Origin of the sequence: Aureliella helgolandensis, from assembly GCF_007752135.1 — a bacterium.
Classification (GTDB): Bacteria; Planctomycetota; Planctomycetia; order Pirellulales; family Pirellulaceae; genus Aureliella; species Aureliella helgolandensis.
The window spans coordinates 3,111,429-3,136,388 of sequence record NZ_CP036298.1; the positions used below are offsets into that span (position 1 = coordinate 3,111,429).

14 protein-coding genes are annotated in these 24,960 nt (G+C 54.4%); 10 read left to right on the plus strand and 4 right to left on the minus strand.

Translation table 11 applies throughout. The features are described from left to right. Positions 1 to 95: 95 nt before the first annotated feature. Positions 96 to 854 carry an MBL fold metallo-hydrolase gene (locus Q31a_RS11155; protein ID WP_145077565.1) on the plus strand — a complete coding sequence of 253 codons (759 nt, stop codon included), beginning with the start codon at positions 96 to 98 and terminating at the stop codon, positions 852 to 854. Here the strand turns inward: Q31a_RS11155 and Q31a_RS11160 are convergent. After that, complete coding sequence (locus Q31a_RS11160; RefSeq protein WP_145077567.1) at positions 851 to 2,926, minus strand: putative bifunctional diguanylate cyclase/phosphodiesterase; 2,076 nt, start codon at positions 2,924 to 2,926, stop codon at positions 851 to 853. The two genes, Q31a_RS11155 and Q31a_RS11160, sit on opposite strands and share 4 nt — an antisense overlap. 674 nt (positions 2,927 to 3,600) lie before the next feature. Here Q31a_RS11160 and Q31a_RS11165 point away from each other — a divergent pair. Beyond that, positions 3,601 to 7,233: a mechanosensitive ion channel domain-containing protein gene (locus Q31a_RS11165; protein WP_145077569.1), complete on the plus strand. Its 3,633-nt coding sequence runs from the start codon at positions 3,601 to 3,603 to the stop codon at positions 7,231 to 7,233. A gap of 60 nt (positions 7,234 to 7,293) precedes the next feature. Next, positions 7,294 to 8,493, plus strand: coding sequence for a magnesium/cobalt transporter CorA (gene corA / locus Q31a_RS11170; protein WP_231691151.1), 1,200 nt, complete (start codon positions 7,294 to 7,296; stop codon positions 8,491 to 8,493). 44 nt (positions 8,494 to 8,537) lie between these two features. Here the strand turns inward: corA and Q31a_RS11175 are convergent, their stop codons facing one another. Then, on the minus strand, positions 8,538 to 10,013 hold the full coding sequence (locus tag Q31a_RS11175) for a DUF1501 domain-containing protein (RefSeq protein WP_145077572.1): 1,476 nt from the start codon (positions 10,011 to 10,013) through the stop codon (positions 8,538 to 8,540). A 32-nt stretch (positions 10,014 to 10,045) separates the two neighbouring features. Then, complete coding sequence (locus tag Q31a_RS11180; RefSeq protein ID WP_145077574.1) at positions 10,046 to 12,886, minus strand: PSD1 and planctomycete cytochrome C domain-containing protein; 2,841 nt, start codon at positions 12,884 to 12,886, stop codon at positions 10,046 to 10,048. Between the two features lie 582 nt (positions 12,887 to 13,468). Between Q31a_RS11180 and Q31a_RS11185 the strand changes: the two genes are divergently transcribed. The 7 genes from Q31a_RS11185 to Q31a_RS11210 all read left to right on the plus strand — a co-directional run bounded on the left by Q31a_RS11185 (position 13,469) and on the right by Q31a_RS11210 (position 23,567). Continuing rightward, positions 13,469 to 15,199 carry a DUF4153 domain-containing protein gene (locus tag Q31a_RS11185; protein ID WP_197356663.1) on the plus strand — a complete coding sequence of 577 codons (1,731 nt, stop codon included), beginning with the start codon at positions 13,469 to 13,471 and terminating at the stop codon, positions 15,197 to 15,199. Between the two features lie 290 nt (positions 15,200 to 15,489). After that, positions 15,490 to 16,989: a sulfatase-like hydrolase/transferase gene (locus Q31a_RS11190; protein ID WP_145077578.1), complete on the plus strand. Its 1,500-nt coding sequence runs from the start codon at positions 15,490 to 15,492 to the stop codon at positions 16,987 to 16,989. Positions 16,990 to 17,193: 204 nt separating this feature from the next. Next, positions 17,194 to 17,322 (plus strand): hypothetical protein, encoded by a 129-nt coding sequence (locus Q31a_RS31115; protein WP_261342711.1) that lies wholly within the window; start codon positions 17,194 to 17,196, stop codon positions 17,320 to 17,322. A gap of 60 nt (positions 17,323 to 17,382) precedes the next feature. After that, positions 17,383 to 19,308, plus strand: a complete 1,926-nt coding sequence (locus Q31a_RS11195; protein WP_145077580.1) for a CHASE domain-containing protein — start codon at positions 17,383 to 17,385, stop codon at positions 19,306 to 19,308. Beyond that, positions 19,295 to 19,753 (plus strand): response regulator, encoded by a 459-nt coding sequence (locus Q31a_RS11200; protein WP_145077582.1) that lies wholly within the window; start codon positions 19,295 to 19,297, stop codon positions 19,751 to 19,753. The genes Q31a_RS11195 and Q31a_RS11200 overlap by 14 nt, the downstream gene beginning before the upstream one ends. Positions 19,754 to 20,584: 831 nt before the next feature. Further along, complete coding sequence (gene guaB, locus Q31a_RS11205) at positions 20,585 to 22,066, plus strand: IMP dehydrogenase (protein ID WP_145077584.1); 1,482 nt, start codon at positions 20,585 to 20,587, stop codon at positions 22,064 to 22,066. A 76-nt stretch (positions 22,067 to 22,142) separates the two neighbouring features. After that, complete coding sequence (locus Q31a_RS11210) at positions 22,143 to 23,567, plus strand: flagellar biosynthesis protein FlhF (protein WP_197356665.1); 1,425 nt, start codon at positions 22,143 to 22,145, stop codon at positions 23,565 to 23,567. Positions 23,568 to 23,667: 100 nt separating this feature from the next. Here Q31a_RS11210 and Q31a_RS11215 read toward each other — a convergent pair whose 3' ends face one another. Further along, on the minus strand, positions 23,668 to 24,903 hold the full coding sequence (locus tag Q31a_RS11215) for a 3-keto-disaccharide hydrolase (protein WP_145077588.1): 1,236 nt from the start codon (positions 24,901 to 24,903) through the stop codon (positions 23,668 to 23,670). Positions 24,904 to 24,960: the final 57 nt, after the last annotated feature.

Sequence of the window (24,960 nt, forward strand, 5' to 3'; positions counted from 1 at the left end):
CTTTGGGCGGGTGTGCTGCATGGAAAATAGGGACTAGAATGGTCGCCACCTCAAGCACGGGGGCTTCTTTCACTCAAGCACGGTTAGTCTTGTAAATGCATATCCACTGCCTGGGAACTACCGGCTACCATCCGAGCCCGTCCAGACACACGGCATGTTACTATCTGCCCGAACTGTCCCTTGTGCTCGATGCGGGCACCGCCGCATTTCGATTGGCTCAATGTTTGCTGTCGGAGCCCAAGGAATCACTGGACATCATCTTATCCCACTCGCATCTCGACCATATCGTCGGTTTGACATTCCTGTTGGACGCACAGGCTGTTACCTCGCTGAAACGCATTCGCGTCCACGGGGAAGCGGCCAAGCTCGAGGCGGTTCAGAAGCATCTTTACGCTCCAGCCCTTTTTCCGGTTCCACCGGATTTTGAATTCTTGCCCTTCTCCAGTGGAACTGGGCAAAAACAGATCGGCGAAACCAAAGTGCACTGGTTTCCGCTAGAACATCCCGGCGGAGCCTTAGGGTATATCTTGGAGGCTAAGGGTAAGCGAATCGCTTATGTTACCGACACTGTCTCGCGCCTCGATGCCGAGTATGTGGGGGAACTGGATGGGTGCGACCTGCTGTTGCACGAGTGCTATTTTGGCGATGAACATCAAGAGTTAGCGGTTCGGACTGGGCATAGCTGGCTATCCGAAGTGACCAAGATCGTGCGCCGTGTTCGTCCGCGACAGACCTTGTTGATTCATACAAACCCCTTAGCGGAAATCGTCGGAAGCACCCTGCAGCTTTCCAGGGAGCAACGTGAAGAGTTGCACATCGCAATTCCCAATGATGAACAAATCGTAGCGTTTTAGCTGTCGCTTGAGAGTAGCCGTCGTTCAAGCCACTGCTCGATATCCACTTTCGCCATCGGCCGCCCGACCAAGTATCCCTGCACGAGATCGCATCCCGCTTGAGCTAGATACTGTTGCTGTTGGGCGGTTTCGACCCCTTCCGCAACAATGGTGAGATCCAGCCCTTTGCCCAGCGAAATGATGGAATTCGCAATCGCTGCGCAGTTTCGGTCGGTGGCTACTTCCGAGACGAAAGACTTATCTATTTTGAGAGTGTCAATGCCAAAGAACCGCAAGTAGCCTAAGGATGAATAGCCCGTCCCAAAGTCGTCAATCGCGATTTTGAATCCAAGTGCTCGGAGTTGATCGATCGTTTCGATGGCATGTTTGATGTTTTCGACGATCGCATTCTCGGTGAATTCCAATTCAATCCAGTGGGGGCTCCCACCGAATTCTGCGAGCAGTGCCATTAGGCGATCAACAAAGTGGACTGATCTGAGTTGCTGGGGGGAGATATTGATCGCCACTGGGAATAGATCCCGTTGCTGCTCTGTCCAGGCTGCACACGTCTCCAACGCCTGGCTGATCACCAACTCGCCCAATGCAAGAATCGTTCCCGATTGTTCCGCAATCGGAATAAACTCTGCAGGTGAGACCATGGAGCCATCTGGACGCTGCCAGCGCGCCAACGCTTCGCAGCCACGCATGGCACCGGTATGGGCGCAAACTTTGGGTTGGAAGGCTAAGGAAATTCCTCCTCCATCGAGCACCGTGCGCAATTCGGAACGCATGAAGTGTCGGTGATCCACCTGCTGTTGCATCTTGCTATCGAAGGAGCAAACCTGATTCTTGCCTGCTGCCTTGGCCGAGTACATGGCAATGTCTGCACAAGACATAAGGGAGTCGGCATCTAGCCCGTCCTGCGGATAGGTTGCAATTCCCAAGCTAAGCCCCACCGCAACTTCGTTGGCCCCAAGGAGGATCGGGTCCATAAAGGCAGCGAACAGGCTTTGAATCGAATCGTCAATATTGAGATCCCGGTCGCGACGTTTCGGGAATACCGCTGCAAACTCATCACCACCGAAGCGCGCGATGAAGGCGTTATGACCAATCGCAGTCGAAAGCCGACGAGCGACTTCGACCAATAGCTCATCTCCGGTGCCGTGACCGAGCGAATCATTGACCCCTTTGAAATCATCTAAGTCTAGAAAGCATACGGTGAACGAGTTTTCTGCATTGGATTGATTGCAAACCAATTCATCGACGTAGTTTCGGAAGTAGCGCCGGTTGGGTAAACCCGTTAGGTTGTCATGCAAGGCCTGCTGCTTGAGGATTTGCTGGGAATCCTCTAGCTGAGTCACATCGGAGAACAAGGCGATGATGTGGGGTTCCTTGGTTCCCTCACATCTATTCGGACCGAGTGAAACCCAATACCAGCGTTGTCCCAAGCCGACTTGGTGGGTGGGAATCTTGCCACTCCACGTTTTTCCACCGCTGACCTGCTGTAGTCTTGCCGAGAAGGTCGCTCCGAATGCAGCCAGAATATTGGTCAGACCGGGGCTATTCGTGGGGCCACTATCAAACATCTCGATGAAACGCGGATTGGCTTCCACAATGGTGCCGTCCGCAGTTAAGACAGCTGCGCCTTCTGTTGCATTGTGGAACGCGCTAGCCAGCAAGTCCATTCTCGCTATTTCGGCAGGAGAAGCGCCTGGCAGGGAACGCGCTTCGGACAGCAACTGCTGGGAGTGTGATAACTCTCTAGTTAAAGACTTGGTTCGTTGTCGAGCATCGGCTAAGTTGCCTGCGAGTTCCTGAACCTGTTGCTGCGAGATGTGCAGCTCACGAGCGGCGCGAACCACCTGGGTCCGGAGTTCCTGCAGTTGGAGCTGCAGCGAATCGTCCACTGGATAATGCGTCGAGCCGCTATCGATTTGGCGCATTGCGCGATCGATGGAATCGAGTCGAACGGTTAGTTGTTGCAACCACCGATCGCTCGAATCGAGGATCAATTCGTTCAGATTTGCGACTGGCGGGGTTCGGACCGTATCTTGGTGCAAGCCGTCAGAAGCTGAGTATGGGCTACTCGACATTGGGCTTACACTAAATCACGAGAATTGCACGGGCTGGGAATTGATCTTGCGGATCACCAAGTTCGGTTCGAAGAAAAGTACGAGGAAGTGGATCCTCAAGTAGCGTGTTGGATACTCTGCGAGTTGTCAGCAGCCGGGGCGGCTCGGGGACTGCAGGTAGTTGTTGAGTTCCGCTGAACATGGCGGTCAGACTTACAATGCGAGGATATAGTCAAGGAGGGGGGCTGACCACACGGGTGCCTCCGTATGGGGAGGATTCAACGCAACATAACTCGGATAGGTTGCCTCAAATCGTCTTGGAAATATACGCCCTTGGTTACGCCTAACGAGACTCTTGCGTTTAAAACCCACTTGCTAGCACTGCTCGACGGTAAGTTGCAACGATTGGAGCAGTTGGGGGGCAGGATCGCTTGCGGGGCCAGTTCCGGCTGCATTCTGGAGTTCTCGTCCTGGCATGTTTTGGATTGGGTGAGTTAGTCGAGATTAACCGCCGATCCTGCGGCTGAGAATCCGCCATAACTGAAACGGTATCCCCTAATGGGATGCGTCGATGGGGGTTGAAACGGTGGGTGTCCGGAGCGGCCCAGAGGCCTAGCGAAGGAGAATGATCTAGTACCTCTAATATCATTTCAGTACTGTAGATTCGTCAATTCACTTATCTAAAGTACAATTCTATGCTATCGCCCAAGAGTCTGTTCAGCTGCCTCCTGGTTGTATTTTGCTTCTGTGATGGACGTCTCTGCTCGACGGTATATGGGCAAGGTCCTGCCGTGTTGAACGGCCCATCCGGACCCGCAGCGAATCTGCTCGCCAGCAATATCGCATCACCGAATGCCGGCTTGAGATCCTCCGCCGGTACGCCAGCGACTTCATCCGATAGGGCTTTGTCCACCGGCGTGGAGGAGCGTCTAAAGCCAGAGAGAGTAGCCCAGGAATTGCAGGCGGTCGAAGCGTTGTCCGAGCAACCTGCTGAGGTAAAAAAGGACCTGATCGAAAGGCTGAACAAAGCCAACGAATGGCTGCAAAGTGAGCAGGTTTCCGCGAAACGCCTGCATGAATTTGAAAAGGAATTGGCAGCCCTGCCGGAGCTTGCCAACTCAGTGCAGGCGGAATTGGCTAAACCAACAACTCCGATCGTCGTTGAATTTCCCGATGGAGTAACCATTCCCCAGTTGGAAAGCAAGCTGACCGAGCTGCGACATCAAGTGGAAGTCGATGAAAAGGCGCTGCGCGAAAAGGAAGCTGAGACCGAGAACCGCTCCAAACGTTTGGCTGAAATCAGCAAGGAGAGCATCGATCTCGAAAAACGACTGGCCGATGCGAAGCAACAGCTCTCCACACTGGTGGGGGCAGAAGTGCCTGTGCGGGTCAAGCGGCTCGAGCAGCAAGCCCGGATCCAAGCGCGACAACAACAATTGTCGACGCTCAAGTTAGAGCAATCGCGACTTGAGTCCGTGACCGAACTGTTGCCCATGCAACGAGATTTGTACAACCGGAGCCACAACTTCAGCAAGAAGCTTTTGCAGACTTGGCAATCAGCTGTCGATGTTTGGCGCAAGGAGGAATCGCGTCGGCAAGCTACCGAAGCACGTCTCGTCGCCGAGAACTCACATCCCGCTCTCAAGTCGCTGGCGAATCAGAATGCCGAAATCGCCGAACGTCGGATTCAAACTGCAGCTGATATTGAGCGTAGTTCGAAAACCATCAAACGCTTGCGCGAGGCAAGTTTAGAAATCTCTGACGCCTTTGCCGACTTGAAGAACAAGGTGGACCATGCCGGCGCGACCTCCTCGACTGGCGTACTGCTCCTCAAGCAGCGGGACGAATTGCCGCCGGACCGAGAGTTCCATGAACGGGCAAAGTTTGTGCAGAAGGTCATGCCGGAAGCGCACTTGCGATTGATGGAGTTCAACCAGCTCCGCAATCAGATGTCCGATCCAGCCGAAATGGCGACTCAACTGCTCAGTTCGTTTCGCGAGTCATTGGGTGACTACGATCAGCAATCTGTTTTGGAGGTTCTGACTCGCCTGCTCAATGATCGACGCGACTTTTTGAATAAAGCCTGGACGGACCAAGGCACCTATTTGAGCGACCTCAATGAGCTGGAAATCGCTAATCAAACGCTCCACGACGAAGTGGAAGAGTTCCGCGAGTATCTCGACCAACGGGTCATGTGGATTCGCAGCGCTGAGCCGGTCAGTTCCGCTGATTTGGCGCGATCCTGGAAGGGGGCAGCCAACATCCTCAGTCCACGTCGCTGGCTAGAGGCGTTCAAGGTTGCTGGTGGAGAAGTCCTCCGTCGGCCGGCCGCTGGTTTTGCCGCTTTCTCGCTGTTCATGCTGCTGCTGCTCGGTCGGGCGCGGCTGCTGGCAATCCAGACACAACTGTGCGAGCCTGCTCTGCCCGGGCAAGTCGATTCCTTTCGCAAAAATATTGGGGCCATTGCCATTGCTGCCGTGATGGCTGCACGCTGGCCCGTCCTCCTCTTAGCCATCGGCATGCGATTGAAGGTCGCAGCCAGCGCGAGCCCTTGGACGCAAGCGGTGGGGGATTCCTGCCTCACCGCCGTGATGTTCCTGTGGGGGTGCGAATTGATGCGGGAAGTGTGCCGACGCAAGGGGATTGGCGAAAAACTCTTCAATTGGCCCGCGGATTCGACTGCCTCTGTTCGCAATACACTCGAGTTCACTCTGTTGATTGGGACGCCACTGCTAGCCTTTCTGCAATTGTCGCAATTTAGTGAATTGAGCGACATGAAAGCCTTCGAACGCTTGCTCTTTGTAGCAACCATGGTGCTGTGCAGCGTCCAGCTCGGTCTGTTGACCCGCCCCAAAGGTCGCCTACTGAATAGCCAAGCTACCGACACCGCTGAGGAGCTCAAGGCCGGGCCGTCGAACTTTGCGATTCCCAGCCCAGGCATCCTTCACTCGCTGCGTATCCCCATATGGCTCTTCGCCACGTTCTCTCCGCTGGCGTTGGCTATTCTTTCACTCGTGGGTTACCATTTCTCCGCCTACCAGCTCTCCGCTCGTCTGGCTGAGACGGGAGGCACCGTGGCGGCAGTCATTCTTTTGCACAGCATGCTGCTCAGTTGGCTGGATGTAAAGACGCATAATGACCGTCTGCGTCAGCCCAAACCGACGCAACCCGAGCATCTTGCCGATGTTATTCTCCAGGATCAAGAAGGTGCAGGCGGCGAGTCCGACTTGTTCGACGAGGATGAAATTCTGGGAGATGCTGCAAAACCACAGCAGGATTCCTACCAACAATTCCGAGATTTGATGCGGTACGCAGCCGTCATCGGATTACTTTTCTGTGGATGGTTTATTTGGGACAGCGTGCTGCCGGCATTAAGAATCCTAGACCAGTTCGAACTTTGGACGAATATCGAGAAAGTAACGGAAGTTTCCCTCGACGAAAACGGGCGCGAAGCACTCACCACGTTTGACCGACGCATTCCAACAACTCTAACCGACATCCTGATGGCGTTTGCCATCTGCGCGGCTACTTTCAGTGTAGGGCGAAGAATTCCTAGCCTGCTGGAATTGACGGTATTGGAACGCTTGCCAATTGATCAAGGTGGCCGCCAAGCAGTTGGAATACTAGTACGCTATGCGGCCACGCTAGCTGGGCTGCTGGTGGCCTGTCATTTCATTCGTCTCTCATGGAGTAGCGTGCAGTGGTTAGCCGCCGCTATGACTGTGGGCCTGGGGTTTGGATTGCAGGAGATCTTCGCCAATCTGGTGAGTGGTATCATTATTCTTTTCGAACGCCCAATTCGAGCGGGCGACTTGGTGACCGTGGGAGATATTACGGGCAATGTCACGCGGATGCGTATGCGGGCAACGACCATTACCGACTTTGATCGCCGTGAGTTGATCGTTCCCAATAAGACGTTTATCACTGATAATGTGATCAACTGGACACTCAGCGATCCGATTAGCCGTGTGGTGCTGCCGATTGGAGTCGCTTATGGTACCGATGTGCATCGCACGCAGGCGATCCTTTTGCGAATTGCGAAACGCAGCGCCTTTGTGATGCAAGAGCCTGCACCATCGACTCTGTTCAAGGGGTTTGGAGACAGTACACTCAACCTGGAGTTGCGAGTCTTTATTCCCAGACGCGATCTCTACATCGAGGTCGTGAATGAGTTAAACCTTGCAATTGTGCGTGAGTTCCAACGCTTCAAGATCGAGATCGCATTTCCTCAGCGAGATCTGCACATCAAGAGTGTCGAATCCCTTCAGCCGCTGCTGTCCAAGTTGCGCGAGCCGGCGGAAAGAGAAGTCAGTGCGCGAGCGGCCTAAGAGGCGGCACTCGCACGCCTTGCTCTGCTCATGCCTGCCGCTCGTCACAAAGGTCTTATCATGAATTCATTTCGCGGTTTCAAGAAGGCGCTGCGTCGACGGACTAAGCAGAATCACGCTTTAGTGGGAGCGGTGCCAGGAAGTTTGGTCCAACACGAGTTTGCTCACGATAGCCGAGCCCGGGCAATTGAATTTTCCCGCCTCAAGCATGAGGATCGGCAGCTGGAATCTGCTGCAGAACTGCAACAGCATTTGGCTGCCAAACAGCATTTGGTGCGTATGCGCCCCAGACGTACTGCTGGCAGCGACGACGCGACGGAAGCGTCCAACCTAGAAGCAGGCCGATTGTCCACCTCTCCCCCGCGTCCAGTCACGTGGCTCAATATCGACGGGCTGGCTGACGTTGAATTGCTCAAAGAAATCGGCGCTCAGTTCGGTTTGCATCCCCTTGCACTTGAGGATGTCGTAAACGTCGGCCAATTGGCAAAGAGCGAGGCGTACGACAATAACCTATTCATTATCCTCCGCATGCCGCACGTCACCGATCAATTTGAAACCGAGCAAGTTAGTCTGTTCTTGCTAGACGGACTGGTCATCACGTTCCAGGAGTTCAACGGTGACTGCCTCAATCCCGTGCGGGAGCGCTTAGTCAAAAGCATGGGGCGGATTCGCTCACGTGGGGCGGATTACCTAGCGTATGCAATCATCGACGCCGTGATTGATGGCTATTTTCCAGTGCTCGAACACTTCGATCGGTTGCTGGGGGGAATTAGCGATGAAATTGATGAGGATTTGCCCCACGATATCCCCAAGCGTTTGCATCACATTCGCGCTGATTTGTTGAGCGTACGCAAGGTTGCTCAACAACATCGGCATGCCCTGAATACGCTACTGCGTGAACGCAGCTCTTTGATCGAAGAGGACACCCTTCTGTTCTTGCGAGATTGCTTAGACCATATCACTCGCTTGATAGAAGATGCGGACACTTACCGCGAAACATGTGGTGAATTGCGAGAACTCTATTTTGCCCAGCTTGGACAAAAAACCAACGATGTCATGAAGGTTCTGACCATAATCGCCACGATCTTTATCCCCATGAGCTTCATTGCGGGGGTCTACGGCATGAATTTTGATTCCGATGTTTCGCCTTTAAATATGCCGGAATTGCACTGGTCGTTGGGTTACCCTTTTGCCGTCTTGCTGATGGCCTGCACTGGAGGAGGCTTGGTGTACTATTTGAAGCGGAAGCAATGGCTCTAGATGTCTCTCTCGCAGTTTGTGGGACTGCGAGACTAGAGTGGCGGCTAACTAAGGATTTCGTGAATGACCTCCCCTTCGACATTGGTTAACCGCCGCTGAACACCATTGTGTTCGAAGGTCAGCCGCTCATGGTCCAGACCGAGTAAGTGCAAAATCGTAGCGTTTAGATCATACAGGGGATGGATGTCCTCTATGGCACGTCTGCCGAGTTCGTCGGTTTGCCCATGGCTGATCCCGCGCTGAACACCTGCCCCGGTCAGCCAGCATGTGAATCCATCGGGATTGTGGTCACGTCCCTGAGAACCTTTCTGAAACATCGGCATGCGGCCAAATTCGGTACACCAAACCACCAGAGTATCTTCGAGCAATCCCCGTGACTTCATGTCACGAATGAGTGCAGCGGTGGGTTGGTCTAGGATGCCCGCGTGCCGATCGTACTGTTCCTTGAGCTTGTTGTGTCCATCCCAATTCAACTCACCACCTGAAGCATATGCTCCGTTGAATAGCTGAACGAAACGGACTCCGCGTTCGATGAGCCGCCGAGCGAGGATGCAATTGCGCGCGTAGGCAGCCTTGGTACCATTGTTGGTGTCATCGGCACCGTAGCTCCGCAAAATGTATTCGGGCTCCGTACTCAGGTCGCTAATTTCAGGCATGCTCAATTGCATGCGGGCTGCCAATTCGTAACTTGCGATGCGGGCCGCGAGTTGCCCATCGCCTGGGTGGCGTTGCTGGTGCGCTTGGTTCACCTTTTGGAGCATGGCTCGGACTTCCGCATCCTGCTGGGCGGAAAGGTCTCCCGCCGGTCGCAAGTGGCGGACTGGGTTCTCGGAGCTAAAGGTGGTTCCTTGAAATTCGGCTGGTAGGAAGCCAGCCCCCCAGTTGTTGACGCTGGCTTGGGGGACTCCGCGTGGATCGGGAATGGCGATAAAGGCCGGCAGGTTCTGATTCTCACTGCCCAGGGCATAGCTCGACCAGCCACCTAGACTGGGAAAGCCGTCTGCGACGAATCCAGTGGACAGGAAATTTTCCGCTGGGCCGTGCGTGTTGGATTTACTGGTCAATGAGTGGATGAACGCGAACTCATCGGTCAATTCAGCGAGGTGCGGCAACAGGTCGGAGACCATCTTACCGGTCTCGCCACGTGGACGGAAAGGGTATTGAGGGCGGGCCAAATCTCCCGCAGGTCCTTGGAAGGTGACTTTGGGGCCTCCGGGGAGCGGGGTGCCATCGTGCTTTATCAATGCCGGCTTGTAGTCCCAGGTCTCTAGCTGACTAACGGCACCAGCACAAAAGATAACCAGCACATTGCGAGCTTTGGCCGGGTAGTGGGGAGGCCGGGGGGCATAGGGATGGGCGGGATCGATGGCGGTAACGAGAGGAGCTTCTGAACCCAACGCTCCCTCTTGGCTCAGCAAGCTTGCCAGGGCAACAGCGCCCAGTCCGTTGGTCATGTCTCCCAGGAACCTCCGCCGGTCGAGCCAGTGGCGCCCGCGATTGGTGAGTGGTGGTGCGGTCATGCTTATTCGGTAGTCGTTGCGATAGAGGGGTGTTAGGGGATGAACAGAAACTCATTGCTATTGAACAAGACTCGAGCCAAGGCTGGTACGCCCTGCCGCTCTGCAAATTGAGCAGCGTCCAGTAGCTCCGCTTCCGAAGGCTCACGTCCATAGGCCAACTGGAATGCCAGTTGCACCTGTGTGAGCAATTGAGGGCCAGCTTCCGATTCGACACGTTGGGCGAAGGCTTCTGATTCGTCGAAGGTAAAGCGACTGTTGAATAAATTCAGCGCCTGGATGGGAGTGGTGGATTGGCGTCTACGTGCAGTACTCTGTCCAGCGTCTGGACAATCAAATGCACCAAACACCGACTCCCGTTCCATTCGAACTTTGTGTGCATAGATCATGCGCCGCCGCCCCTCTGCGGAAAATGACTCGATGGGCGGAAATCCGTTCAGACCACCACGAGAGCGAAAGAGATCAAACCCGGGCCCCCCCACCGACATTTCAAGCCGGCCACTGGTAAAGAGCATTGAATCGCGAATCGCCTCTGCTTCCAGCCGCCGTGAAGGGAACCGCCACAAGAGGGTCACGTCGGCATCGCGTGCGGCACCCTGCTGCGTGACCTGGTTCGATTGTCGATAGGTCGCTGAAAGAACAATTTTCCGCTGCAAAGTTTTGATCGACCATCGCGCGTCGATGAATTGCTCGGCCAACCAGTCCAAAAGCTCGGGATGGGTGGGCGATGCACCATTCCAACCAAAATCGCTAGGGGTCGCAACTAAGCCTGTTCCGAAATGCCACTGCCATAATCGATTCACCATAACTCTAGCGGTCAAAGGATGTTCAGCCTGCGAAATCCAGTTGGCTAAAGTGGTCCGTCTTGTCTGGTCCCCCGCATCAAAGGGCAATGCAACTTCCCCGAGGACAGATGGCGTATGGGGAAAGATTGGATCCGCGGGTTGTTCTGGATCGCCTCGAAGCAGAAGATGCGTTGGCTCAGGGGCTTTGAAGACCCCAGCATATACTTTCGGAACCGCTGCGAGTTCCGCGATGCGCCCAGCGATGTCCGCTCGTCGATCCAAAAGCTCTTGAATACCAGCCTGCTGTTCCGTTGAGAAATTCCAGTGGGCCATTGCGTCTTGAAAGGCGGGTGCTGTCAGCACGCTGGCGACGGTGACAAGCTCGTCCGGCGAAGTGCCAATTTGAAGCGTGTAGGCCAGTGGCGTGCGATCCTGCAATTGCGCCTCGCGATCGCGACTCCAAACAACGCGTTCGATGTTCACCTCTGCAGGTAGTTCAAACTGCAACCAGCCCTTGCCGTTTTCATCCGACATCCAACTGCGACTATTGCCATACTGCCCATCATTGACGTGTGCTAGTTGGTGCGAGGCGGAAGGGCGACTTCCCGAGGCGGTTACCCGGGTGCCCTGTGTGGCAAGCGCCAAGTTGGTGTTGCTGCCGGAAGCATAGATCTCGAATTCGTCAATACAGGGCTCAATGAGGCCCAAACTGGGATGCACGTTCGCATCGTGAATGATGAATTTGACCCACCGGGCAGGTTGAGGTGCTACGGCTACTTCATTGAATCTGGAATTGAGGCTGCTCTCGGCTGAATCGAAGATGACCGAAGATGCCGCCAGTTGTTGTGTTAGCGCCTGCAGTTGAACGTCAATTTCAGCCAAGTCTTGTTGGTGATTTTGGACCGAAGCAAGCCGAGATTTCGTTGCAGGGCTCCGCCAGTCACGTTCACCGTAATCCACGCCACTGAAGAACGCCTGCATAGCGTAGTATTCCCGATGGGAGATCGGATCAAACTTGTGATCGTGACATCGAGCGCAGCCGACGCTCAGCCCCAAAAAGGCCTCGCTCGTGTTGATCACAATTTCATCCAAAGCATCTTGGCGAGCAAGTCGCTTCGAGGCGTCGTCCTTTCCGATTTGCCCGGGCAACAGAACAGCGGCAGTGACCAGGAACCCAGTTGCAGCATCTTTCCCTAGAGTGTCGCCAGCCAACTGTTCACGAATCATTTGGTCGTAAGGCTGGTCGCGATTAAATGCATCGATGATGTAGTCGCGATAGGGCCAAGCGTTAGCGCGTTCTGTGTTCACCTCGAACCCGTGCGTGTCGGCATAGCGAACAACGTCCAGCCAGTGTTGCCCCCATCGCTCGCCGTATCTCGGTGAGGCGAGCAGCTCATCCACTACCGATTCGAAAGCGTGATTGCTGCGGTCGTTCTCGAAGTCCGCGATTTGCTCCGGGGTCGGAGGCAAGCCGGTCAAATCAAAAGAGACTCGACGCAACCAGGTTAATCGGTCCGTTTCGGGGTTGGGAGTCAGTTCTGCTTGTTCGAGACGATGAAGAATGAAATGGTCGATGGCGTTGTTAGGCCAAGAGGCGAATTCAGCCAGACCGTCTGCCACGGGAGGTGGTGTTGTTGCATGGAGTGGGTGGAACGCCCAATGGTCTCGAAGGTCGACCAGCTTCGCGGTGTCAACGCCATCGGGCCAGTGGGCCCCCTGAACAATCCACCGGCGAACCGTCTCAATTTCCTCCGGAGTAAGTCCAGGTCCCTTGGGCGGCATGCGCATATCCGCATCTGATTCGGTCATCAGTTGAAAGATGGGACTTTCATCCGGTGCGCCAGCCACTGCAAAGGGGCCGTAGCCGTCGCCTCCCTGGAACGCTTCGGCTTTGATATCCAACCGTAGGCCACTCTTCTGCTTTTCCGCCGCATGGCAAGCGTAGCAATGAGTTTCAAAGAGAGGCTGAATGTCGCGTACGAAGTCCACCGGCGGTTCGCCCGCACGCAATGGCAGACTGTGCGAGGAAATCAGAAAGAGCAGCACACTAGCGATGCTGCCAAGCGATGAACAATGAGAGGCCTGGTTCATGATTTATTGCATGGGGGCTGCAAATTGGTGGCGGGAAAACATTGGGCAGGTGTCAAAAGGCTGGTTCTGTAGCATAGTCGATTTCCGGTCTCAGCACACAACCATTTCGAATTTTGGACGCACGCCAGACAATGCTACGACTTACCTACCAAATGCTTGCGTGGCACAACCGAGCAATTTACGATAGAAGCATATCGCCCGAACGAGGGACACTTCTCGCTCAACTTTACCCTTTAGAACTGCGCGTTTCCTCACTCCCATATTGCTTAGGAAACCAATTTTGGGGCCGCCGCCTAGTGCTGCTGCTGCAACGCGTTGGAATTGGCAATCGGTTACCGTGGCAAACTGGTTGGGCAATACTTGAGGCGTCAGTCGCAGATTGATCTGTATTGATGAGGCGCCGAGATGTGTCCAAAAAACCTTTCGATTTTCGTTCTCTATAAACGCAAGTTGAAGACTGTCGTTCCCGATCAGTAGTGCTTTCATTGCCGGAAAGGTTTAAGCCTGCCGGCAGGCTATTGAGGTTACTCCTGCGGGATGAGTTTTCGTAGATTTTGCGAGATCGAGATGAGGAGGGACGAAATGTCTGAAGTGCTTCAAGCAGATTTGGTGGATGAGCAAGAGGATTCTCCCGTAGACGCAAGCAGTAGCACCGCTTCAACACTGGAGATCGTGGCGGGGCGAAGTCTGTTGCGAGACGGGGGCCTTCTTCTCTGTTGGGTTGCAGCCACCGATTGGCTGTTGTACCAAGTCGGAAGCTACTTTGCTTGGGCGGGGCTGTTCTTGGTTGTCATCCTGTTCCTCGGCTTGGCCAAGCGTTCTTGGGGGCACAAGATGAGTGCTCTGCTCATTGCTGGGGTGCTCGTGCTCGTGGCCTTTAAGCTCGTGTGGTGTGGTAGCTGGCTGCAGATCGCTTGCGGGTTGCTATTGACGGTTGGTTATGCAATGTCGCTCAGTGGCACCGCGCCGTTTTTACCAGAACTCTTGGGGTTCATCGGTTTGATGATTGCGGGCAGCCTCCGGCGCGTGTGCGGCTATCGCTTGGGGCGTCTGTCACCCCAGTCGGGCCGAGTGGTGCCCTTGGTCAATACCGCCGTGCTGTTGCCTGTCGTAGTGGTCCTCGTATTTGGTACGCTGTTCGTACTCGCGAATCCCGACTTGCTGAAGTCGCTTTCCAACCGCATGAATGACGTGCTGCTGAAGGTACAAAGCCTCATCGATGGAATTGGTGTCGATGAGACCTTATTCTGGCTGTTCAGCGGGCTGACCATGCTGGGCCTGCTTTATCCGTTGCGTGCGAAGCTGCTCTCGGAAAAGAGCAGCGAAGCACAACCACAATCTCCGGCCAAGATGGCGCTCTTTGCAGCGTATTTCAATACGCTGCTGTGCGTGATCCTCCTGTTCGGTGTCTACTTGATCTTTGAGTTTTCAACTCTCTGGTTTCGAGAGCTTCCTGACGACTTTTACTATGCAGGCTACGCCCACCAAGGCGCGTTTTGGTTGACCGTAGTGCTGGCGCTTTCCACGCTGACTCTCTCCACCATCTTCCAACGCAGGACTCTGCTCGATCCGCGAATTGGTAAACTGAAAAGGCTTGCGTGGGTGTGGTCGGTCGAAAACCTCGTGTTAACGATTGCGATTCTCTATCGACTGTACATCTATGTAGATTTCAATGGGATGACGCGCATGCGTGTCATTGGTGTGCTTGGAATTTCATCAGTTGCGGTCGGTTTCTTGCTAGTCGTCTACAAAATCCATCGTCAGCGCAGTTTTGTCTGGCTGTTGCATCGACAGTTGTGGGTGCCGGTAATGGCCGTGGTAGTATACGCCGTATTGCCGGTAGATTGGCTGGTGCAGCAAGCAAATGTACGCCAAGTGTTGCAAGGGAATCTTGCCTCTTCGGTGCAGATTGTCGCCCATCGCACTTCTGCCGAAGGGATGTTGCCGCTATTGCGATTGATCGATTGTGAAAATCCTGCAATTCGAGAGGGAGTTCGCGCAATGATGGCAAGCTGGGCCAGCGAATTGGCCCTGGTGCGTTCGCAAAGCACGGCATCACCGGGAAGTGCAGCGACCTACAATTATTGGACCTCGGAAGCTGGGCATGCGAGTCCTTGGCTCGAGCATGATGCAGTTGAGCGTGTTGCCAAGGGGGAAGATGCCCCAGCTTGGCAGCACTTTCAGGCCGCCGAGTATTTGTTGTCCAAGGGATTGGAGGATAACGCTGCCAAATGGGAACCGTACGCAAGCGAGCCGGGCTCCGGAGATCGAGCCATCGATGCGTTTTTTCAGTATGCCTATCAATGGTATTGAATGACGTGTGCCATGAGGCCAGGCGTTAGTGTTGGAATTCAACTTGACCCACTCAACACGTGGCAGTTTGTTGGGGAAGCAGTTTGTTGGGGAAAGTGAAGCATCGTGTGTAGGTCGCTGTTGAAACCGCTTTTCCAGATTTTCGAGTCGGTTTCCTATTTGAGAAAATCCAACAGGGACCAGTTGGAGCTCCACACTACCGATGCTAGGAAGCGTTTCATCACGCACTTCGCCTTTGCCCACTTACCAGTCATCACTTACCAGTCATCACTTACTAGGGACAGTTCCATATGCATTGCCGATTGCGAGTGTGTGCTCGAGCCCGAAGCTTATGGGGAGGACCTGGAGTCGTTGCGTGGATAGGTGCAATTGCTCTCGTTGCTGCAACGCTCCAGATTGCCCCGGCTCAATCGCCTCCCAATATTCTTCTGATCGTCTCGGATGATCAGGGATACAACGACCTAGGGATGTTGGGCAATGGGATTCTGACTCCCAACCTGGATCGACTGGCCGCCGAAGGAACGAGGTTGACCAACTACTATGTTGCCTGGCCTGCCTGTACTCCTTCCCGAGCTGCTTTGCTCACCGGCCGCTATCCACAGCGGAACGGAATTTACGACATGATTCGCAATGAGGCTCCCGACTATGGCCACCGATACTCCTCTAGCGAGTATGCGGTAACGTTCGAACGCATTGGTGGCATGGACGAGCGTGAAGTGTTATTGCCGGAGTTGCTCGCCGCCGGTGGCTACCGTTCCGGAATTTATGGTAAATGGGATCTAGGAACGCTTAAACGTTTTTTACCTACCTCCCGAGGTTTTGACGATTTCTATGGGTTCGTAAATACGGGGATCGATTACTTTACCCATGAACGCTACGGCGTCCCCAGCATGTACCGCAATGCAACGCCGACCGTGGAGGATCGAGGCGAGTATTGCACGCACCTATTCGCTCGCGAGGCGTTGCGGTTCTTGGACACAACCGGCGACGATACCCCCTTCCTGCTCTATGTGCCCTTCAATGCTCCTCACATGTCCTCGTCACTTGATCCCAAGCTCCGCTCCACCGTTCAGGCACCTGAGGAGTTCAAGACGCTTTACCCACCAGTTCTCCAAGAGTTCCGTTCGGTAGACAATTATCGCTATGGCGGGGCAGCGGAGGTGGTGACTGCGGCGGCCAAGAAGCGAGACTACCGAGCTGCGGTAACCTGCATGGACGCTGAAATTGGCCGCCTGCTGAACAATCTTGAAGCGCAAGGCACCTTGGACAACACCATCGTGATCTTCTTTTCCGACAACGGAGGTAGCGGTGGCGCAGACAATAGCCCGTTGCGCGGACATAAGGGGCAGACCTGGGAGGGAGGAATACGCGTTCCCTGTATCGTGCGCTGGCCCGCTGGCGGCGTTCCTGCCAATGCCGTGTCCGATGCATTTCTCTCATCGCTAGAGTTGGTACCCAGCCTTGCGGCTGCATGCAATGTTTCATTGCCGCCTGACTTGATCCTTGATGGCTTTGACTGGTGGCCTGTCTTGCGCGGACAAGCGAACTCTCCAAGGAGCGAAATGTTTTGGCAACGCAAGGAACTGCTGGCCGCACGCGTCGGTAAGTGGAAGTGGGTGCATATGGGAGACACGGCTCAAGGGTTGTTCGATCTGAGCAACGACCCGGCGGAACGCCATAATCTGGCGGAGGAGTTTCCCGATGCGGCGCGGGCGGTCCAAGCACGATTGCATGCCTGGCAGACCGAGATGGAGCAAGCTGAGCCTCGCGGGCCATTTCGCGATTATTGACAGCTCCGGATCGTGATGGATGCGGAGGCCTGTCCGGTCGCTTCAAGGGGGCCTCGAAGCTTGGCGATGGGCACGAACCGTTTGCGTGACCTCTATAGAAGTCACATGTGTTGCAAACCTAAGCCGTACTCGGTCGACTTTGCGATTTATTGCTTTTCCTACTGCGCATTCGAACAAGGGCTACTTATCGGAAGGAATACTCCGGTGACTTGCTTTGTCGCCTCCGACTTCAGATTGTCATCGGAAGAGGGGGGAAGCGGTATGTCGATTTGGGTGCAGTGGTTGGCAATTGTTCTATCGCCAGGCGATTCCACTGCACAGGCCGTCTGTTGATAATCCATACTGACTTCGGGTTTTGACGAATGGTAAAGGCCATTGAGGGAGTTTCAAGCAATGGATCTATCTGCCAATCGCCACCTATCTCCTGCTCAAGCTCGGCAGAAGCTCGAATCCGCTAGTGCGTTTCACTGGATTCACTGGTTGATCGTTATTCTTTCAACACTTGTCACGCTGTTTGCCTGGCACTTCACGAGTTCTGAGAAGCATGCCAAGGATCGAGTTCAATTTGATCGCCAAGCGGACCAGATTCTAGAGCTAGTCCGAGAGCGGATGCAAAAGTACGAAGAGGCGCTGTGGAGTGGAGTGGCCTTGATCCATTCGGCCGATGGGAAGATGGATCGTGGACGCTGGAATCAATATGCGGATTGCTTGAACCTTGACCAACGGTACCAAGGCATCAATGGCATTGGAGTGATCTATGCAGTCAAGGAAGGTGATCGAGAAACCTTCTTGACCACACAACGCGAAAGTCGTCCCGACTTCAAGATCTACCCAGAGCACGACGGCGAGGAATGTTTTCCAATTGCCTATATCAGTCCAGAGAAAGAAAATCTTAAAGCTCTTGGGCTCGATATGGCGCACGAGCCCAATCGCTGGGAGGCCAGCCAGCAGGCACGCGAAACCGGCGTTGCCCAAATCACTGGACCGATCAACTTAGTGCAAGAGGATAGTCATACGCCCGGCTTCCTGTTTTTTGCCCCCTTCTACGCAGGGGATCGTGACGGAACGGCAGCGGAGCGACATGAGCATTTTCTAGGAATGGTCTTTGCACCGTTCGTCATGCGCAAATTAATGGAAGGAACGCTGCAAAAAGACAAGCGGCAGGTTGGATTCCGCGTCGCCGATGGTACGCACACGCTTTATAACGAATTGCTGAATACAGAGCCCGACTTTGACCCCCATCCGCAGTTCACCCGCTCGGTCTCCATTCCGACATACGGTAGGGACTGGACTTTTCAAATCTCTAGCTCGAAATCATTTCGTGAAGCAACGCGAGACTTTCACCCGCTGTCGATCTTAGTGGGGGGAATATGCCTGGACGCGATGCTTATTTGGATCTTCTTTGTGACGTCTCGGACCGCTCAGCGGTCGCTGAAATATGCACGCTCGATGACGGAACAGTTGGAGCAGAACTATGAGCAAGTACAGCAAGAGGTTGCAGATCGAATGCGCGCGGAGGAGGCTCTTACTCAAACCAACGCCTCTCTCCAGCAGTCTCAAGCATCGCTTGAAAAGCTTCTCAACGAATTAAAACGCTCCAACGCAGAACTGGAGCAATTTGCCTACGTAGCATCGCATGACCTGCAGGAACCACTGCGCAAGATCTCCTCTTACGGTCAACTCCTTCGCGAAGACTACGGGGAATTTATCCAAGAAGAAGGCAATCGCTACCTCGATGTGATGGTCAGTGGCGCAAACCGGCTGAAAAATTTGGTTTCTGATCTACTCACCTTCTCAAGGATTCGCACCCGTGGGCAATCCCTGGAAGCGGTGGATCCCAATGCCGCCCTGCAGATCGCCATCGAGCAGCTTGAGGTTGTGATCAAGGAGTGTGATTGTCAGTTGACCTACGATGAGTTTCCATGGGTTATGGCGGACAAGGGGCAGTTAGTCCAACTCTTTCAAAACCTGATTGGCAATGCTATAAAGTACCGAGGCGAAAAATCACCAGTCATTCATGTTGGCGGACATGATGCGATGGAAAGCTTCCAATTCTCGGTAGCCGACAATGGAATTGGAATCGATCCCCAATTCCATCAGCGAATATTTGAGATTTTTCAACGACTCCACAACCGGCGAGAATATAGCGGTACCGGAATTGGTTTGGCCATTTGCAAGCGAATCGTCGAACGTTTTGGCGGGGATCTCCTCGTCGAGTCTGAGATTGGCGAAGGTTCCACCTTTTCCTTCACGCTGAATAAAGCTTCCTTCACGCTGAATAAAGCTAGTCAGAAAGTGCCAGCATATGCCGTTCGTTAGTCCACCGAAAATCTCCACACCGCCAGTGGTTATACTGCTCGTCGAGGATGATGATGACGACGTTTTGCTTATCTCTAAGACCTTCAAAACGGATGTTGTCCGCAGTCAGCTCTTTCGCGTCGAAGATGGAGTGCAGGCGATTGAGTTTCTGAGAAGGCAAGGTCAGTTTGCGGATGCCCCACGTCCCGATCTCATCTTGTTGGACCTCAATATGCCTCGCAAAGATGGACGCGAAGTTCTCAAGGAAATCAAAGAAGACGTCGACTTGCGTTTAATCCCCGTGGTGGTCCTGACCACCTCGGAGAGTGAGAGCGATATCTTGGCAAGCTATAACTACCATGCCAACAGCTTCATTAGTAAGCCTCTTGACTTGGTTGAGTTCCGACAAGTCTTAGCCGCGATACGCGAGTATTGGTTCTCGATCGTCAAACTTCCCCGCAGTTAACGTGCACCACTCACACGCGAATTTCTTGCCGGTTGTTATTTGCAGTAAACGCGAATCGCTCTTTCGCAACCGACAGCATGCGTAAGCCTACGACGGTTGGCGCTGCAGCGTGCTTGAAGTCGGCTCATTCACCAGACCGACACGCTCTTCGATCCAAGAGCCTCTAGACAACGCACTCTCGAGTGGGCACGTGCACGCAGCGAACTGTAAGTCCCCGCTCACGCAGCTTGCCTCCCGAATCGCTAACCGCACCCGGTCCGTGTCGCGAATGAGTCGCGAGTGGTGAAATGCCAGACCGGGCGCATCTCAGGTGCTCAGACGACTCCGGGGGCGTCCCTTCGAGACTCCTCGTCCGGGAGAACCCTCTGGAGACTTCCCGTCGAATTTGAGTGGCTGGTTGAGTTGCGGACTGCTTCTTCTTGCCACTGAGGTTGGAGTATTCGGTTCGAATCATTGGAGTAGCCGGCCCGGACTATCTTGGTCCGGGCGATACGTCCCCCCCTTCCGCACTGGGAGCTCGTGGTCACCGACCGCCATGAATCTTATCCGTTATGGTTACCGTCCACGATGGTCACAGTCCACGATGGTCACCGTCCACGGCGCCGCCTACCATGAATGCCACCGAAATGCCGGGAGGGGGCCGATCGAGCCGCAGGTGGTCCGGTCGTCAGCAGCAACGGTTCTGGGGAAAGCAACGGGAGCGTGTTTGTGTAGCTTGGAAAGAGCCGAGAAATCCAACCCACTTTGCCGTGATTGCGATTTTTCGTCTTTGGGGCGATAATTCGCATTCGAACACCTCATTCGCTCCCACATCACAGGATAAGGGTCAAGATGGAAGACAAGTTAGCATACTCGGGTATTACTTTCGATGACGTGCTTCTCGAGCCACGTTTCAGCGACTTTATGCCTGCGGATGTGGATGTTTCCAGTAACCTGACTCGCAATATCCGCCTCAAGACTCCGTTTCTTTCAAGCCCCATGGACACCGTTACTGAAAGCGAAATGGCCATCGCCTTGGCTAAAGTAGGTGGGTTAGGGGTCGTGCACAAAAATATGAGTATCGAGGCTCAAGGCGAAGAGGTGACCAAGGTCAAGCGAAGTGCCAACGGCATTATCGTTGACCCCGTGACGCTGCGGCCTGAGGAGAATGTTGCAGCAGCCAAGGAGTTGATGGACCAGCAAAACGTATCTGGAGTCCCCATTGTGGGAGTGGATGGACGTTTAGCTGGCATTATCACCCGACGCGATCTGAGATTTTTGGAGACGGGGGAAACTTTAATCCAAAATGTGATGACTCGGGAAAATCTGGTTACTGCCACAGGAAATGTAACGCTTGCAGAAGCTGAGAAGATTTTAACGGATAAAAAGGTGGAGAAGCTTCTGCTGGTTGACGATGAATACAAACTAACAGGCCTCATCACGATCAAAGACATTGACATGATGAAACGCTACCCCGATGCCTGCAAAGATGCAGGTGGGCGATTGCGAGTCGGGGCTGCAGTAGGTGTCTTTGATTACGAGCGGGCGGAGCAGTTGATTGAGCGCGGCGTCGATGTGTTGACGGTCGATTCGGCTCACGGTCACTCCTCCAATGTGCTGGAAACAGTGCGGGAATTAAAAAAACGCTGGTCGATTGATGTTATCGCTGGCAATGTGGCCACCCAAGAGGGTTGTCGCGACTTAATACAAGCAGGTGCGGATGCCGTCAAAGTTGGAATCGGGCCCGGTTCCATTTGCACGACGCGGGTTATTTCCGGTGTGGGAGTCCCGCAGATTACCGCCATATACAATGCCGCTCGTGCGGCTGAAAAGAACAATATCCCAGTGATTGCTGATGGTGGCATCCGTTTTAGCGGAGACATTACCAAAGCGATTGCTGCGGGCGCCAGTGCCGTCATGGTCGGAGGTTTATTTGCTGGTTTAGCAGAGAGCCCCGGTCGCACGATCCTCTATCAAGGTCGAACCTTCAAGGTCTACCGCGGTATGGGCTCTCTGGGGGCAATGGTTAAAGGTTCCAGCGAACGCTATCGACAGTCCGGACAAGAGAATCTTCTCAAATTGGTGCCGGAAGGGGTCGAAGGGCGAGTCCCTTTCAAGGGGGCTCTGGCTGACTTTGTCTACCAATTGGTGGGCGGTCTGCGAGCTGGAATGGGATATTGCGGAACTCGGAATATCAATGAACTTCGTAAGGATGCGCGGTTCATCAAGATCTCAGCTGCAACTGTCAGAGAGAACCACCCACATGACATTGCCATTACGCAGGAAGCACCGAACTATAGCCCCGATTATCAGAATTCGGCGGACTCCAACTAGTTCGCAACGCGTCGCTCTCCGTCGCAAAACGTTCCTACAAGCGATCTGCTTGTCCTGCTGCGGTGGACTCACTTGGTTGTCCGCCGGTAGTGCGTTAGGCCAGCAATGGCAGCCCACTCGAATTTCCGACTCCAATACTGCACAACACATCAGTACGCAGGCCAGCCAGCCTGCGAGCGGTGCTCCAGCTTCGTCCAATGAGAATCTAGGTGGTGGAGTTGTCTTGCGTTGGAAAGCCCCCGAGGGGGCAACGCAAAACAATAGCAGTTTCACCTCCCAACAGGCGTTCTCGGCCTCGTCCGGTACGGCTCAAGCTAGCAATCATTTTGCCAGCTATTCCTCGCCTGCGGCTAGCGGTTCCACTAGCCCGGCGAATGGGAATCCACTGCGCAACCGAGTGCAAATGGCAGCCTTTCAGCAAGATCCGGCCAACGCTTTTCAGGATCCGTTTGGTGACGCCAAGTCGCCCGCCCTGCCGCCCGCCGGACTTCCGCCAGCTGCCAACTCCGGAGAAAACGCGTTTCCAGGATTGCCTGGGTTTCCAGTGCAACCCACGCAGCCAGCACCCGAATTGGTGCCACCAGGCCTGCCAACCGATCCGTCGGACGATCCACTAGCCAGGCCCGAAGCGGCCCCCGCCCCCGGCGATGGCCTCGAGTTCGAACAAGCTCCCCGACTACGCGGTGAATCGCCAAGTCCGCGAGATCAGATCGCACCGAGAGAGAATGAACCCGAAGCTATACCGGTACCGGAGGACGTTGAGGAAGCACGTGAAATGCAGTTGCCCAAACGCCGGGTGCCAGATGCGAACTCTGCAGCCTGCAATGAATTGCGCGAGCAACTACGGTCACGTCCCGTTCCTGAGATCAGCCTCAATGTTTCACCTAAATATCAGGAAGGGATGCGGACGCTCAATCGCGACGAAACCGAGCGTGCAAAACGCCTCGGTGAATTCGCGGAAAACTCTGAGATCCGTGACTGGACCGATTACACCGGGAAATACTTGGCAACCGGTAGATTGATTGATTTCAAAAACAACCAAATCGTGCTGGATGTGCAAGGTACGACACGCACCATTCCCTACCTGGACTTGAGCGATTTGGATGTCAGCTATGTAGCGCAAGTTTGGGATATACCGACGGTCTGTGGCACCGGTTACGAGCGACTCGTGGGGCGGAGTTTTGTCCCCAGCGAATTGCACTGGACTGCCAGTGGGCTGTGCCACAAACCGCTGTACTTTGAAGATGTCCAGCTAGAACGCTATGGACATGAGATCGGTCCCATTTTGCAACCGTTCGCTAGCACCGCACACTTCTTCGGAAATGCTTTAATCCTGCCTTACAAGATGGGAATTCATCCACCCAACGAGTGCCAATACTCCCTGGGCTACATCCGTCCAGGCAACTGTGCTCCCTACATGATTCAGCCCTTCCCGTGGAGTTTGCGTGGAGCTGCCACGCAGGCCGCAGTAGTGGCCGGGGGAGCCGCTTTAATTCCTTAATGCGGGCTGAACGGCAACGCGGGATAAACGGCTAGCTACCCAACAGTGCACCGAGAGGAGTTCACTCCTCTGCGGTGCAACAAATGGGTTTGAGCTCGGTTCACTCGGCAGCGACTGCGGCTTCCGAGCTTTCTTCTGGAGCGCCCAATACAGGAAATTCTTCCACGCTGGCTAAGCCACGATCGATAATCCAGATGTTGCGAAAGCGGACCTGATCTTTGTGGTTTTGGAAGCGAATGGGTTGCAGGTTCGGTTCTTCAGGCTTACCCGCGCCAGTCTTGGTCTGCAATTCGACATCGTCTTGCGTCTTGACGCCGTTGTGCCAGACTGTCAAACGTGCATTGCTTACCTTGCTGCCATCGGCGGCCCACCGCGGAGCAGTAAATATCAAGTCGTATGTCTGCCATTGCAGCGGAGGTAAACACATGTTTACGTCCGGGCTCTTGGTGCGGTAGATGCTGCTGCAGCCGTTAAAGACTGGAAGCAGCGCAAACGAATCCAGAATCTGAAGTTCGTAGCGACTCTGTAGATAGCAGCCGCTGTTACCCCGCGCTTGGTCCTGCTGCTCCGGCATGAATGGCAAGCGGAATTCAACATGCAGGTTGAAATCTTGGAACATCTGCTTCACGTCGGCACCTTGTTTTAGCAAGCCGTCTTCGGTCATGGCGGCGGTGCTAAATTGCTCGGTGTTGGTTCCATCAAACAGGACCATTGCTCCCTCAGGCGGCGTTGCTCCCAGTGTGGGGCTTAGGCGGCGAATGCGTTCCAAACGCCCCAGGAGCTTGCCTTCTTTGTCAATCAGGGTGCAACCGCGGCTATCTGCAAAAATAGCCCATGGGCCGCCAGAGAGTACCAGCGTATCGCCGGAACGCTGTCCAATGAGTTGCAAGATCTTGGCTTGCCGCTCTTCTTCATCGCCATCTTCATGGTCGCCATCTCTATTCTCATTCTCTTCGTCCTCGACGGTCGTCTGCAGCGCTCCATCTCCAGGCAAGCCGCCAAGGTACTGCAAGGCTTCGAATCTTCCTCCCCCGATAGGACGGATTTGCAGCCCGAGTACGGACGACTCCGCACCCGCCTCTGTCTTAATCTCCCCGACAAATTCACCCAGCAGGTCGTAGTTTGCGTCGCCTTCGGGTACCGCCGTCGGGTCTACAGCCGGTTCGGCCTGCAGCGCTTCAGCGTCAGACTTTTCGGCGGCAGGCTGTGCCGGCTTGAGCGCGGGCTCCGCGACGGACTCAGCAACGGGAGTCGGCTTGGGTTGCTCCTCCGCTGCGTAGCTTGTGGAAACAGATGCGATTGCCAGAGCAGCAAGGAGCGGGAAAGTTCGACGCATGAAATCCTCTCGAAAGTAAGGTTGAGGCAGTTGGACAACCAGGAATCGACCTTAACA